This is a genomic window from Enterobacter sichuanensis (assembly GCF_009036245.1).
GTDB classification, from domain to species: domain Bacteria; phylum Pseudomonadota; class Gammaproteobacteria; order Enterobacterales; family Enterobacteriaceae; genus Enterobacter; species Enterobacter sichuanensis.
This window is the reverse complement of sequence record NZ_CP027986.1, coordinates 949,772-962,726: the sequence shown is the minus strand read 5'-3', so window position 1 is coordinate 962,726 and position 12,955 is coordinate 949,772. Positions and strand designations below refer to the sequence as shown.

At 52.6% G+C, this 12,955-nt stretch carries 13 protein-coding genes and 1 tRNA gene; 2 read left to right on the top strand and 12 right to left on the bottom strand.

Annotated elements, in window-relative coordinates; all coding sequences use genetic code 11:
- Positions 1 to 130 precede the first annotated feature (130 nt).
- From C1N69_RS04440 to proB, 6 genes are all read right to left on the bottom strand, one after another.
- A complete protein-coding gene (locus C1N69_RS04440; protein WP_155030742.1) occupies positions 131 to 631 on the bottom strand; it encodes a hypothetical protein in 501 nt (166 codons plus the stop codon).
- Between the two features lie 86 nt (positions 632 to 717).
- Complete coding sequence (locus tag C1N69_RS04435; protein WP_155030741.1) at positions 718 to 1,044, bottom strand: DUF1493 family protein; 327 nt, start codon at positions 1,042 to 1,044, stop codon at positions 718 to 720.
- A complete protein-coding gene (locus tag C1N69_RS04430) occupies positions 1,038 to 1,502 on the bottom strand; it encodes an STM2901 family protein (protein WP_015704509.1) in 465 nt (154 codons plus the stop codon). The genes C1N69_RS04435 and C1N69_RS04430 overlap by 7 nt, the downstream gene beginning before the upstream one ends.
- Before the next feature lie 788 nt (positions 1,503 to 2,290).
- Positions 2,291 to 2,366, bottom strand: a tRNA-Thr gene (locus C1N69_RS04425).
- A 111-nt stretch (positions 2,367 to 2,477) separates the two neighbouring features.
- Complete coding sequence (gene proA, locus C1N69_RS04420) at positions 2,478 to 3,731, bottom strand: glutamate-5-semialdehyde dehydrogenase (protein WP_155030740.1); 1,254 nt, start codon at positions 3,729 to 3,731, stop codon at positions 2,478 to 2,480.
- A gap of 11 nt (positions 3,732 to 3,742) precedes the next feature.
- Positions 3,743 to 4,846: a glutamate 5-kinase gene (gene proB / locus C1N69_RS04415; protein WP_025760272.1), complete on the bottom strand. Its 1,104-nt coding sequence runs from the start codon at positions 4,844 to 4,846 to the stop codon at positions 3,743 to 3,745.
- 304 nt (positions 4,847 to 5,150) lie between these two features.
- Between proB and phoE the strand changes: the two genes are divergently transcribed.
- Complete coding sequence (phoE, locus tag C1N69_RS04410; protein WP_025760273.1) at positions 5,151 to 6,203, top strand: phosphoporin PhoE; 1,053 nt, start codon at positions 5,151 to 5,153, stop codon at positions 6,201 to 6,203.
- Positions 6,204 to 6,310: 107 nt separating this feature from the next.
- Here the strand turns inward: phoE and crl are convergent, their stop codons facing one another.
- From crl to gpt, 3 genes are all read right to left on the bottom strand, one after another.
- Positions 6,311 to 6,712: a sigma factor-binding protein Crl gene (crl, locus tag C1N69_RS04405; RefSeq protein ID WP_025760274.1), complete on the bottom strand. Its 402-nt coding sequence runs from the start codon at positions 6,710 to 6,712 to the stop codon at positions 6,311 to 6,313.
- A 57-nt stretch (positions 6,713 to 6,769) separates the two neighbouring features.
- Positions 6,770 to 8,014 (bottom strand): esterase FrsA, encoded by a 1,245-nt coding sequence (gene frsA / locus C1N69_RS04400; RefSeq protein WP_025760275.1) that lies wholly within the window; start codon positions 8,012 to 8,014, stop codon positions 6,770 to 6,772.
- A gap of 106 nt (positions 8,015 to 8,120) precedes the next feature.
- Positions 8,121 to 8,579: a xanthine phosphoribosyltransferase gene (gpt, locus tag C1N69_RS04395; RefSeq protein WP_003863205.1), complete on the bottom strand. Its 459-nt coding sequence runs from the start codon at positions 8,577 to 8,579 to the stop codon at positions 8,121 to 8,123.
- Positions 8,580 to 8,836: 257 nt separating this feature from the next.
- Here gpt and pepD point away from each other — a divergent pair, with 257 nt between their 5' ends.
- Positions 8,837 to 10,294, top strand: coding sequence for a cytosol nonspecific dipeptidase (gene pepD, locus C1N69_RS04390; protein ID WP_155030739.1), 1,458 nt, complete (start codon positions 8,837 to 8,839; stop codon positions 10,292 to 10,294).
- A gap of 61 nt (positions 10,295 to 10,355) precedes the next feature.
- Here pepD and dinB read toward each other — a convergent pair whose 3' ends face one another.
- The 3 genes from dinB to nqrF form a co-directional block, all read right to left on the bottom strand.
- Positions 10,356 to 11,414, bottom strand: a complete 1,059-nt coding sequence (gene dinB, locus C1N69_RS04385) for a DNA polymerase IV (protein ID WP_025760189.1) — start codon at positions 11,412 to 11,414, stop codon at positions 10,356 to 10,358.
- A 106-nt stretch (positions 11,415 to 11,520) separates the two neighbouring features.
- Positions 11,521 to 11,724 (bottom strand): (Na+)-NQR maturation NqrM, encoded by a 204-nt coding sequence (gene nqrM / locus C1N69_RS04380; protein WP_025760188.1) that lies wholly within the window; start codon positions 11,722 to 11,724, stop codon positions 11,521 to 11,523.
- Positions 11,724 to 12,947, bottom strand: coding sequence for an NADH:ubiquinone reductase (Na(+)-transporting) subunit F (nqrF, locus tag C1N69_RS04375; RefSeq protein ID WP_155030738.1), 1,224 nt, complete (start codon positions 12,945 to 12,947; stop codon positions 11,724 to 11,726). Before nqrF ends, nqrM begins: the two co-directional genes overlap by 1 nt.
- Positions 12,948 to 12,955 lie beyond the last annotated feature (8 nt).

The following is a 12,955-nucleotide window of genomic DNA, read 5'->3' as shown; positions in this document are numbered from 1 at the left end:
TTTTGAACTCATCATCCAGCCTGCCTTTATTTGTATTAGCTCAGACCTGATCTGTCAGTTACCGGTTATTTATACAGGTATCTGTCAGATCAGGTCTGGGCTAATACAGGTAATACTTCGCGGAGTGTATTTATTTTACTGCAATACTCTGGATTAAAGACGTAAATTTTGAATCTAATCTTTTATTATTTGCTTTTAATCTCTCCAATTCAGAGTTAAAAACCTTATGATATTCCGCAAATTCTTCTTCACTTAATGTATCAAAGTTATCTATTAATTTTAAACAAGTTGCTTTGGCGTCAAGCACACACTGTTTATAGAATGTGTCACGCTGTGAAAACAACTCATTTAAAATTACATTCTTGGGCTCTGCAAAGAGCGTGTTATTTCCTTGCAACTCTTTTATAAAGCCATCTATCTTATCATATGAATCTTGAAAAGCAATTTCAAACTCCCGCGCCTTGAGTAAGGTTTCCGTCTTAAATTTATAAAGAGCATCTTTGTCGTTCTTCTTTTTTACTAATTTACTGTTCCTATAGCTCAAGAAAGATAACACCAATGCAGCTAAGGAAAAAATCAACCCAATTTTATTTAAAATGAAGTTAGCAACCTCTGATGTCAACTCAATCATTTCTTAATCTCTTTTTAATACATGTAAAGAATTCTTAATTTTATTACGGATAAATAAGTTAGCATTTACTGGGGGCGGTGCGCCCCTTATTCGTACAACCATCTTCCGGCTTTAGCTGATTCGATCAGCATACCAACATTGAAATCTGGTACAGGAACAGGCTCTGTTTTCTTAAATGGATTCCATGAAAAAGGCTGATCAGGATAGTAAGTTTCTATTTTAAAGTTTCCCCGTTCAACCTTGAACGCATCGAAAAACTTATCCATTAACTCACCAGCTTCAAGCTCATCAAGACTCAAATCAGTATCAAGATCCGTTTCAGGTGTTAGCTCTACTTTCTTGAACTTGAATAGGTACGTGCCAGCGTAAGGCCGTACAAGCTCATAAACGCGCTGCTCAACATTGTTTACCATAACTTATCATTACCCCGCGCTATAGCGTTGTAGTCTCGGATAGTGCGATAGGTGATTTGTGAGATATCAGAAGCTAAGATAACCCACCCCACGACAGGAATAGCCCTGCCCGTAAAGGTTCCAATGTTAGCTACCGCCCTGATTCTGATTGTAGAAGGTGGATAACCACCAATAACGGAAGGTAGTTTGATACCGAAAGGGAACTGCGCTTTTTTGAACACTTTTCGCGAGGCTTTAGACGCATAGGATGTTCCCTTTTCAGCGCCGTTTGGTTTTGCCCTTGTAGGGAGAGTATTACGCCCAGATACAATGGCAACTACAGCACCGAAATCAACAAGACCTAAACCAAGTTGATCAACAACATTTTCACAGAAGACCATGAAAAATAGCTCGGAGGCGGTGAGGTTTGAACGCCCCGCATAGAAGTATGTTCCGTTAAGTTCTTCGACTGTATCCACGTCCCAATCCTTATGACTCTGAATGTATTGCAATCATAATGGCTACTTTACATACAGTCACCTCTAAAACATGTTGTTAGCCGCTCGCGCCAGCTTGATTTCCTCTCGCTCTTCCTGCTTCTTAGCAAGCCAGGCTTTCCCCTCGTGTTGCCAGGAATTTACGAGCGTAAATCTTACGGTTGTTGCGCTTCGTAGCTGCTTTTTGGTTAGCTTTTGACATGATATTCCCTCCGCTGAATTTGCCAGCGCTCAACGTACAGCAGAGAGACAATACAACGAAAGTTACAATGGTACAGATAATAAATGACCATTACGTGCCGTGTTGGGCACATAAGAAAAGGCGGCGCGTAGCGCTTCCGCAGGGTGTAATCCCTTCGCAGGGAGGATAAAGCCTTAGCACGTTCTCTTATCAGGTGATCGTTATACTCCGGTGATCGAAGCCGTGGCAGAGCCGGATTCTTTCCCGATCCGGTTAGTCTTACCAACATTACGCCTTTTTATTCTCTGCAACGTCATCTCGACGTGTAGCATCATTGAGCGCCGCACGAAGCGCGGAACGTATCGCTAAGGGTTCAAGTGATGTGTTTAGAGAGTCCGGTAACTCTTTCAGCTTCAAGGGATGGAATAATTTCTAATGCTGTTCGGGCTTGAGCTGGTAACTACCCGCCAGTACGTTGTACATTCCTTGAGTCAATACAACGCAGAGGCGTTTACCAAGTGTTATCAAGGATAATTATGAAAGATCCAATCTTTTAGATTTTTGACGCTAATTGATTGATTTTCTTAAATGGTGCCGATAATAGGAGTCGAACCTACGACCTTCGCATTACGAATGCGCTGCTCTACCAACTGAGCTATATCGGCCCTGAGAGGCCGGTTACGAGTGTAACCACGGGGCAAAAGGTTAGATCTATCCGGGTGATGCGTCAATGCCCTTTTGAATCAAACGGCTATTTTTGCATCACCCGTGATTATTTACGCACGAATCGTATTGTCGCCGAAGCCGATCCACTTATACGTGGTCAGCGCTTCCAGCCCCATCGGACCGCGCGCGTGCAGTTTCTGCGTGCTGACCGCCACCTCCGCGCCAAGGCCGAACTGGCCGCCGTCGGTGAAGCGCGTTGAGGCATTGACGTATACCGCTGAGGAATCCACTTCGTTCACGAAGCGATCGGCATTGCGCAGCGTACGCGTCAGGATAGCGTCGGAGTGCTGCGTGCCATGCTCACGGATGTGCGCAATCGCGTCGTCGAAATCGGTAACGATTTTCACGTTCAGGTCCAGGGACAGGAACTCATCGTCGTACTGCTCCGCTTTTACAGGCACGACTTTCGCCGGGCCATCCTGCAGCAGTGCCAGCGCGCTGGCGTCAGCATGCAGCGTTACGCCGCTCTCTGCCATCTGTTTGCTCAGGGCTGGCAGGAAGGTGTTCGCGATACCCTGATGCACCAGCAGCGTTTCTACCGTGTTACAGGTGCTTGGGCGCTGGGTTTTCGCGTTCACGATAATCTTCAGCGCCGGTTCAATCTCAGCGCTGTCGTCCACCACGATATGACACACGCCAATACCGCCGGTGATCACCGGGATCGTCGACTGCTCACGGCACAGCTTATGCAGGCCCGCGCCACCGCGTGGGATCAGCATGTCGATGTACTTGTCCATGCGCAGCATCTCATTGACCAGCGCGCGGTCAGGGCTCTCTATCGCCTGCACGGCGCCCGCAGGTAAGCCACACTCTTCCAGCGCCTGCTGAATAACTTTTACCGTCGCGGCATTGGTGCGCCAGGTCTCTTTCCCACCACGCAGAATAGCGGCGTTACCGGTTTTCAGGCACAGGGAGGCGACATCCACCGTTACGTTTGGACGGGCTTCATAAATCACACCGATGACGCCGAGCGGCACGCGGCGACGCTCAAGACGTAAACCGCTGTCGAGCAGTCCACCGTCGATCACCTGCCCGACCGGGTCAGCCAGATTGCAGACCTGGCGAACATCGTCGGCGATACCTTTCAGGCGTGCCGGGGTCAGGGCCAGGCGGTCGAGCATCGCTTCGCTCAACCCGTTACGACGCGCTTCCAGCAGATCCTGTTCGTTGGCGAGCAAAATCTCCTGGGACTGGGATTCCAGATAATCAGCGATTTTTTCCAGCACGCGGTTTTTCTCGCGGCTGGAAAGGAGCGCCAGTTTGTAAGAGGCGGCCTTCGCGGCGGCACCCATTTGTTCCAGCATGTTCTGGCTCCTTAACGAATAATCATGTCATCGCGATGCACGGCAACCGGGCCATATTCATAGCCCAGAATGGCGTCGATCTGCTGCGAGTGTTGACCCGCGATGCGGCGCAGGGCATCGCTGTTATAGCGGCTTACGCCGTGGGCGATGTCGCGACCTTCGAGGTTACGGATACGGATCACTTCACCACGGGAGAAGTTGCCTGTCACACTTTTAATTCCTTTAGGAAGCAATGAACTTCCACGTTCCAGAATCGCGGCGGTTGCCCCTTCATCAACAACAAGCTCGCCCGCAGGCGGCGCTCCAAATATCCAGCGCTTGCGGTTTTCCAGCGGGGATTCCTGGGCGTGGAAGCGGGTACCGACGGAGATGCCTTCCATCACGTCACCAATCACCCCAGGGCGGCTACCCGCCGCAATGATGGTGTCGATACCGGCGCGGCATGCCACGTCAGCCGCCTGCAGCTTGGTTCCCATGCCGCCCGTACCCAGGCCGGATACGCTGTCGCCGGCAATAGCGCGCAGCGCATCGTCGATACCGTGAACGTCGGTAATCAGCTCGGCTTCCGGGTTGGAGCGCGGGTCGGCGGTAAACAGCCCCTGCTGGTCGGTCAGAAGCAGTAGTTTATCCGCACCGGCCAGAATCGCCGCCAGCGCAGAGAGGTTATCGTTATCACCCACTTTGATTTCAGCGGTGGCAACGGCATCGTTTTCGTTAATAACGGGAACGATATTGTTGTCCAGCAGCGCACGCAGGGTATCGCGGGCGTTCAGGAAGCGCTCTCTGTCTTCCATATCCGCACGCGTCAGCAGCATCTGCCCGACGTGGATGCCATAAATAGAGAACAGCTGTTCCCAGAGTTGAATGAGTCGGCTTTGTCCCACGGCGGCCAGCAGCTGTTTGGAGGCGATCGTCGCGGGGAGTTCGGGGTAACCCAGGTGTTCACGCCCGGCGGCAATCGCCCCGGAGGTCACAATCACAATACGATGCCCTGCGGCATGTAACTGAGCGCACTGACGTACAAGCTCAACAATGTGGGCGCGATTTAGGCGGCGCGATCCGCCTGTTAACACACTGGTACCGAGTTTTACCACCAGCGTCTGGCTGTCACTCATGATTCTCTGCCGTTCAACGATAAGGGAAAGTAATGTCGAACGAACGTTTTAACAGGAGTCAGCCCGGTTGCCAACTGCCTTAGCACATCGCGAAACACTTTGTTGCGCGGGATCAGGAAGCGTAGCGGTGAAAATTGACACTTTTATTACCGAAATAATAAATCACAGTTTTTTAAAATTATTCTTAGTTTGTCATAAAAGTTTCATTGCAGAGCGATAAAACCCTTCCTGTTTTTTCACGGGACTTAAGCCGACGCTTATCGTCCAGCGAATTTTTTAGCGCGTTTATAAGACAGGATCGAAAATGAAAAAGAGCACTCTGGCATTAGTGGTTACGGGCGTAGTGGCTTGTGCATCGGTTCACGCCGCAGAAGTTTATAATAAGAACGGTAATAAACTGGACGTGTACGGCAAAGTAAAAGCCATGCACTACATCAGTGATGATGATTCTAAAGACGGTGACCAGACGTACGTTCGTTTCGGTTTTAAAGGCGAAACACAGATTAACGATCAGCTGACGGGCTATGGCCGTTGGGAATCTGAATTTGCGGGTAACAAAGCCGAGAGCGACTCCTCTCAGAAAACGCGTCTGGCGTTTGCTGGTCTGAAACTGAAAGACTTCGGTTCTCTGGATTATGGTCGTAACCTGGGCGCACTGTATGACGTGGAAGCCTGGACCGATATGTTCCCGGAGTTCGGCGGCGACTCTTCTGCACAGACCGATAACTTCATGACCAAGCGTGCTACCGGTCTTGCCACCTACCGCAACACTGATTTCTTCGGCGTGGTTGACGGCCTGGACATGACGCTGCAATACCAGGGTAAAAACGAAAACCGTGACGCCAAGAAACAGAACGGTGACGGTTTCGGTACTTCTCTGACCTATGACTTCGGTGGCAGCGATTTCGCGGTGAGCGGCGCATACACCAACTCTGACCGTACCAACGCTCAGAACCTGCTGACGCGCGGCGAAGGCAAAAAAGCCGAAGCCTGGGCAACCGGCCTGAAATATGACGCGAACGATATCTACCTGGCGGCAATGTACTCTGAAACCCGCAATATGACCCCAATTTCAGGTGGCTTCGCCAATAAAGCCCAGAACATCGAACTGGTTGCACAATATCAGTTCGATTTCGGTCTGCGTCCGTCCCTGGGTTATGTCCAGTCTAAAGGCAAAGATATCGAAGGTATCGGTGACGAAGATCTGGTGAAATACATCGATGTCGGCGCGACATATTATTTCAACAAAAATATGTCCGCGTTTGTTGATTATAAAATCAACCAGATTGATGACGATAATAAACTGGGTGTGAGCAGCGACGATATCGTTGCCCTGGGGATGACCTACCAGTTCTGATAATGCAGACATAAAAAAACCGGCTTGATGCCGGTTTTTTTATCGGGGATTAATGCGGTCTGGTGCCCTCACCCTGGTCTTCTCCCACAAGGAGAGGGAGAAGACCATCAGGCCGTCAGTTTCGCCGCTTCACTGGAAAAATTATCCGCGGGCTCAAGCTTCAGGTCCAGCGTGGCCAGCAAATCTCGCGCCTTGTCGTGGAACTCTTTGAGCGTATATTCCAGGCGATCGATCACTTCCTGATCTTTAATGGTGGTAGCCTGCCAGTTGCCGTCCTTATTAAACAGGCCAAACTGGTAGCTATAGGTAAAACGTTTCTCTTCTGCTTCCATTTCCATCCACCAGCCCCAGAATTCACGTTTTTCGGGTGCAGGCTTCACGTTGACGCATACAGCCAGGCAGTCGAAAAAAAAGCGATTCTCTTCACACTGCTCTTCTCGAATATACGGGCCAAGAGCCATGAACTTCTTAATCAATCTACTTTTCGGGTGTCCACTCGGTAACGTCATTGCGATCTCCTTTTGTGAAGCCACTGTTTTACCAAACCAGCGAAATTTAGCAATCTATTAACACAATCTCTGCGCGATCCAGCGCGTAATCTCTTTCAGCGCTTTGTCGAAATTCTGATAGACCGGACTGAACGGCACCTCAAGCAATTTGCCATCCGCAGATGACGACGTGATTAAACGCGACTCTTCTTCCGGGCTGAACGGATCGTTCTTCCAGAACCCCGAAAGCATCGGCGTCGGGCAGCGGCGGCCCAGCAGGCCCTGCGTTTTTAACGAGTAGCGATTAAGCTCAACGCGCAGCGCTTCGTCTGATGCATCATGCATACCCAGTCGGCTGGCCAGCACGTCGAGGTACATCTCCGGCACGCTGCCCTGGCGGGCGGGGTCGCTGAGCAGAGCGTGAACCACCGGGCCAAGACAGGCCACGGCTTTCAGACGAGAAGATTCAAGGTAGGCCAGACGCACCGCAACGTTCGCGCCAAAACGGAAGCCAAACGCCGCCACGCGGGTATGGTCGACCCACGGAATGTTTTCCAGCGCTTTTAGGGCATGCTGGTGCAGCAGGCTGGAATCCTGAGTCAGTTTCCATTTGGATGAAAATCCAATAGAGGGCATATCCAGCGTCAGCATCGCGATCCCTTTTGGTGCGAAGTAACGCTCATACAGGCTGTAATAGTCGATCTGCAACGAATCCAGCCCCCCGCACATCAGTACGGTCGGGAACGGACCTTCACCTTCCGGCATATGCAGGAACCCGGTAACGGATGACCCACCCGGAATGGTAAACTCGAGCTCACGCATCTGGCCCGGCAAGCGTTGAGCCGCCTCTTCATAGGCGCGATTGGCCAGCGCCTGCGCCTGCTCGGCCAGTTCGTCGCCTTTTAAGTGAGGATAGGCGGCAATGGCGTAGAGATTGGCCGCATGCAGCCAGTGCTTGCCGCTGAGCATGGCATCCTCTTCCTGGCTGGCTTTTTGCTGCCAGAGCATTGCCTGTTTAGACCATTCGTAGATCCAGTTTCCACCGCGGTAGCCCACCACCGTATCGTAGAGTTCACTGTCGGTCCGTTCGGCTTCACTCATCACGATGCGCGCCTGCACATCGAGAATTTCACGGGGGTCGATACCGCGCCAGATCCACATCAGGCGGTTAATCATGCGGTACCAGTGGGGGACGTTTTTACCGTCTAACGCGGACTGGACGGCAGGCTGGGTACCCGGGTTAAAACGGCGCACCAGCGTCGAGGTTTCAGGGTGCTTGAAACGGGGTTTGAAGAGCGTCTCGGTGAGATTGGCCTGCGTCATTGCGTTGCCTCCATGGATACGTCGTATAGAGACTATTGTAACGCGCGTCAGACTAAAAAAAACAACGCCCGGCATCACCGGGCGTTAAAATAATTGCGGTCTGGAATTAACGACCTGAGATTGGCGGTACGAACACCACGCCCATATCCCATGGCTGTTCAATCCAGGTATCTTGAGGAATATCAATCACGTAATCGTCAACCAGAGGGCGACCCGCCGGTTTCGCGAAGATAGTGACGAAATGCGCTTTCGGGTACATTTCGCGGATGGCCACCGCAGTACCACCGGTATCCACCAGGTCATCAATAACGATGAAACCTTCGCCGTCGCCTTCCGCGCGTTTCAGCACTTTCAGCTCGCGCTGGTTGTCATGGTCATAGCTGGAGATGCAAACGGTATCGACATGACGAATACCCAGCTCACGTGCCAGCAGCGCCCCCGGTACCAGGCCGCCACGGCTGACGGCAATAATGCCTTTCCACTGTTCGGAAGGCATCAGACGCGCAGCCAGTTTGCGTGCGTGGATCTGCAACATGTCCCAGGTGACGACGTATTTTTCGCTCATGTGAAGTGTCCCAGCCTGTTTATATACGGCTTAAAAAAATGAGGGTGAACCAGGTTGCGCGAGATTATAGAGATCTGACGCACTAAAAACCAGTGTTTAGCGCCCTCTGCCTGAGTTTTTACATGCTTTATGCTACCAGCCAGCAGAGAAAGTGGTATTCTCAGTTTCATCTCGCAAGCCTGACTTGTGGTGACTATTAACCTGCTAACCCTGTGACCTGCAACCCTGTTTGCAGAGCATCGACAAGGAGACTTATCGTGTCTGAACTGTCTCAACTATCTCCGCAGCCGCTGTGGGATATTTTTGCCAAAATCTGCTCCATTCCACACCCGTCCTACCATGAAGAACAGCTTGCCGAACATATTATGGGTTGGGCGAAGGAAAAAGGTCTGCACGCTGAACGTGACCAGGTTGGCAACATTCTGATCCGCAAACCTGCTACCGCAGGCATGGAAAACCGTAAACCGGTTGTGCTGCAGGCGCACCTGGACATGGTGCCACAGAAGAACAACGACACCGTTCACGACTTCACTAAAGATCCTATTCAGCCTTACATCGACGGCGACTGGGTGAAAGCGCGCGGCACCACCCTGGGTGCAGATAACGGAATCGGTATGGCCTCCGCGCTGGCAGTGCTGGCTGACGACAGCGTTCAGCACGGTCCACTGGAAGTGCTGCTGACCATGACCGAAGAAGCGGGCATGGATGGGGCGTTTGGTCTTCAGCCGAACTGGCTGCAGGCGGATATTCTGATCAACACCGACTCCGAAGAAGAAGGCGAGATCTACATGGGCTGTGCGGGCGGGATTGATTTCATCTCTACCCTGTCGCTGTCACGCGAAGCGATTCCTGCCGGTTTCCAGACCTTTAAGCTGACGCTGAAAGGGCTGAAAGGCGGCCACTCCGGCGGTGATATTCACCTGGGTCTGGGCAACGCCAACAAACTGCTGGCGCGCTTCCTGGCAGGCCACGCGGCTGAGCTGGATCTGCGTCTGGTGGATTTCAACGGCGGTACGCTGCGTAATGCGATCCCACGTGAAGCCTTCGCGACTGTCGCTGTACCGGCCGCAAAAGCGGACGAGCTGAAAAAATTCTCCAGCGTTTACCTGGATATCCTGAAAAACGAACTGTCCGCGAAAGAGAAAAACCTGACCGTGGTGCTGGAATCCGTCTCAACGGATAAAGCCGCGCTGACCGCACAGTCTCGTGACACCTTCGTTCAGTTGCTGAACGCGACGCCAAACGGCGTAATCCGCAACTCCGACGTGGCGAAAGGCGTGGTGGAAACCTCACTGAACGTGGGCGTAGTTACCATGAGCGACGACAGCGCAGAAATCATCTGCCTGATCCGTTCCCTTATCGACAGCGGTAAAGAGTATGTGGTGAGCATGCTGGAATCTCTGGGTACGCTGGCCGGAGCAAAAACCTCCGCCAAAGGCAGTTACCCGGGCTGGCAGCCGGACGCAAGCTCGCCGGTGATGGCACTGGTGCGTGAAACTTACCAGCGTCTGTTCAACAGCACGCCGAACATTCAGGTGATCCACGCGGGTCTGGAATGTGGTCTGTTCAAAAAACCGTATCCAGACATGGACATGGTTTCTATCGGGCCAACCATTACCGGGCCGCACTCGCCGGATGAGCAGGTTCATATCGAAAGCGTGGGCCATTACTGGACCCTGCTGACTGAACTGCTGAAAGCGATTCCTGCTAAGTAATAGCCTTACCCCAGCCCTCTCCCAAAGGGAGAGGGTGAACACCGTCACGCCACCGGTTTTTTTACAGGCCCAATACCAGTTGTCGCTCTAACTGCGGATCCAGCAACGTGACGTGCAACCCCACCAGCCTGACACCGCGCCCTGCCCGCCGCTCATCCCAGGCCTTTTTCGCCGTCGCAATGAGATCGTCTTTATTCAAACGCGGCCAGACGTGTTCCTGCGTAGTCTGCTGGAAGTCGTTGAATTTCAGCTTGATGCCCTGCCGGGCAATGAGCAGGTCCGGCTTCACCTTGATTAAGCGACGTTCCAGCTCCGGATAGAGCTGTTCTGTGATAATAAACTCGCATTCGGACCAGTCATGAATATCTTCACTGAGGGTTCGCTCAACGCCGACGGATTTCCGTAACCGTTCGCTGTTCACATCGCGATCGTCAATCCCCTGGCTGCGCTCCCACAGCACGCGCCCAAACTTCCCAAAGCGTTTGAGCAGCATGGCCAGGTCGCTGCGCTGCACATCTTCGCAGGTGCGTAATCCCATACTTTCCAGCTTTGCGGCAGAGACTTTTCCCACCCCGGGAATTTTGCCAAGCGGCAGCGTTTTTAAAAACGCAGGCACCTCTTCCGGGGTAATAACGTACTGGCCGTTGGGCTTATTTAAATCGGAGGCAATTTTGGCGAGGAATTTTACGGGGGCCACGCCCGCCGATGCCGTCAGATTGAGCTCGTTGAAAATTGTCTGACGGATCTCCTGCGCCATCAGCGTGGCGGAGCCGTGACAGTGCACGCTGTCGGTGACATCCAGATAGGCCTCGTCCAGCGACAGCGGCTCTATCAGGGAGGTGTAGCGGGAGAAGATTTCACGGATATGGTTTGAGGCTTCTTTGTATGCCTCAAACCGACCGGGTAAAAGCGTGAGATGAGGGCAGAGCTTCAGCGCCATCGCCGTCGGCATGGCGCTGCGCACGCCATATTTGCGCGCAGGATAGTTGGCGGTGCTGATGACCCCCCGCTGAACGCGGCTGCCGCCTATCGCAATGGGGATATCCCGCAGCGCCGGGTTGTCACGCATCTCCACTGCGGCAAAAAAGCAGTCCATATCAACATGGATTATTTTGCGCATAGTAAGCCCTCACTCATCACTGGATAAGTATACAGTAAATAAATGAGGGTTGAGAAGTGGATATAAGAACGCCGGGTGGCGGCTTCGCCTTACCCGACCTACCAGACTAAATAATGCGCTGCTGTTCGCGGGCCATCCGTTTTTTACGCGCATCGCACGGTTCCGGGCAGTCGCACACCTTTTCCATCCCAATGGAAGTAATGCCGCCGCAGCTGCCCTGAAGGCTTTTCCGCTTAACGATCCAGCCTAACGCCATGCCGAAAATGACTAGCACGAAAACCACGAAGGTAGCCAGAAAGGTCAGCATCATCAGCCTCCAAAGTCATCGAGCAGGATGTTCTCATCTTCCACACCGAGATCTTTCAGCATCTTAATCACGGCAGCATTCATCATCGGCGGCCCACACATATAGAACTCGCAGTCTTCCGGTGCCGGATGCTGTTTAAGGTAGTTTTCATACAGCACGTTATGGATGAACCCGGTATAGCCCGTCCAGTTATCTTCCGGCTGTGGATCGGAGAGCGCCACATGGAAGGTAAAGTTCGGATTTTCACGCGCCAGCTGTTCAAACTCATCGTCATAGAACATTTCGCGCAGGGAGCGAGCACCGTACCAGAAGCTAATCTTACGCTGGCTGCCCAGCCGTTTGAGCTGGTCAAAGATGTGCGAGCGCATCGGGGCCATACCGGCACCGCCGCCGATAAACACCATTTCCGCGTCGGTATCTTTGGCAAAGAACTCACCAAACGGGCCGGAGATCGTTACCTTATCGCCCGGCTTCAGGGACCAGATGTACGACGACATGATGCCCGGCGGGGCATCCGGCACGTTCGGCGGTGGTGTGGCAATACGCACGTTGAGCATGATAATGCCCTTCTCTTCCGGGTAGTTGGCCATAGAGTAGGCACGCAGCGTCGGCTCTTTCACCTCCGACACAAAGCGGAAAAGATTGAATTTGTCCCAGTCGGCACGATACGCCTGCGGCACGTCAAAGTCCGCATACGCCACGGTGTGCGCCGGACATTCAATCTGAATGTATCCCCCGGCGCGGAACGGGACATCTTCCCCTTCCGGCACCCGCAGCTTCAGCTCTTTAATAAAGGTGGCTTTGTTATCATTAGAGATAACCTCGCACTCCCATTTTTTGACGCCGAAAATTTCCTCCGGCAGCTCAATCTTCATGTTCTGACGCACCGCGACCTGGCAGGCCAGGCGGCAGCCCTCTTTTGCCTCACGTTTGGTGATATGCGCCAGCTCGGTTGGCAGAATATCGCCACCGCCCTCTTTTACCGTCACGCGGCACTGCCCGCAGGAGCCGCCGCCGCCGCACGCTGAGGAGACAAAAATGCCGTTTCCCGAGAGCGTATTGAGCAGCTTATCCCCCGCCGGGGTGCGGATCTGATTCTGCGGCTCGTCGTTAATATCAATCACTACGTCGCCGGAATTCACCAGCTTCGCACGCGCCGCCAGAATAAGCCCTGACAGCACCAGTACAATCAGCGTGAACATCACCACGCCAAGTATTATTTCCATCTGTTAGC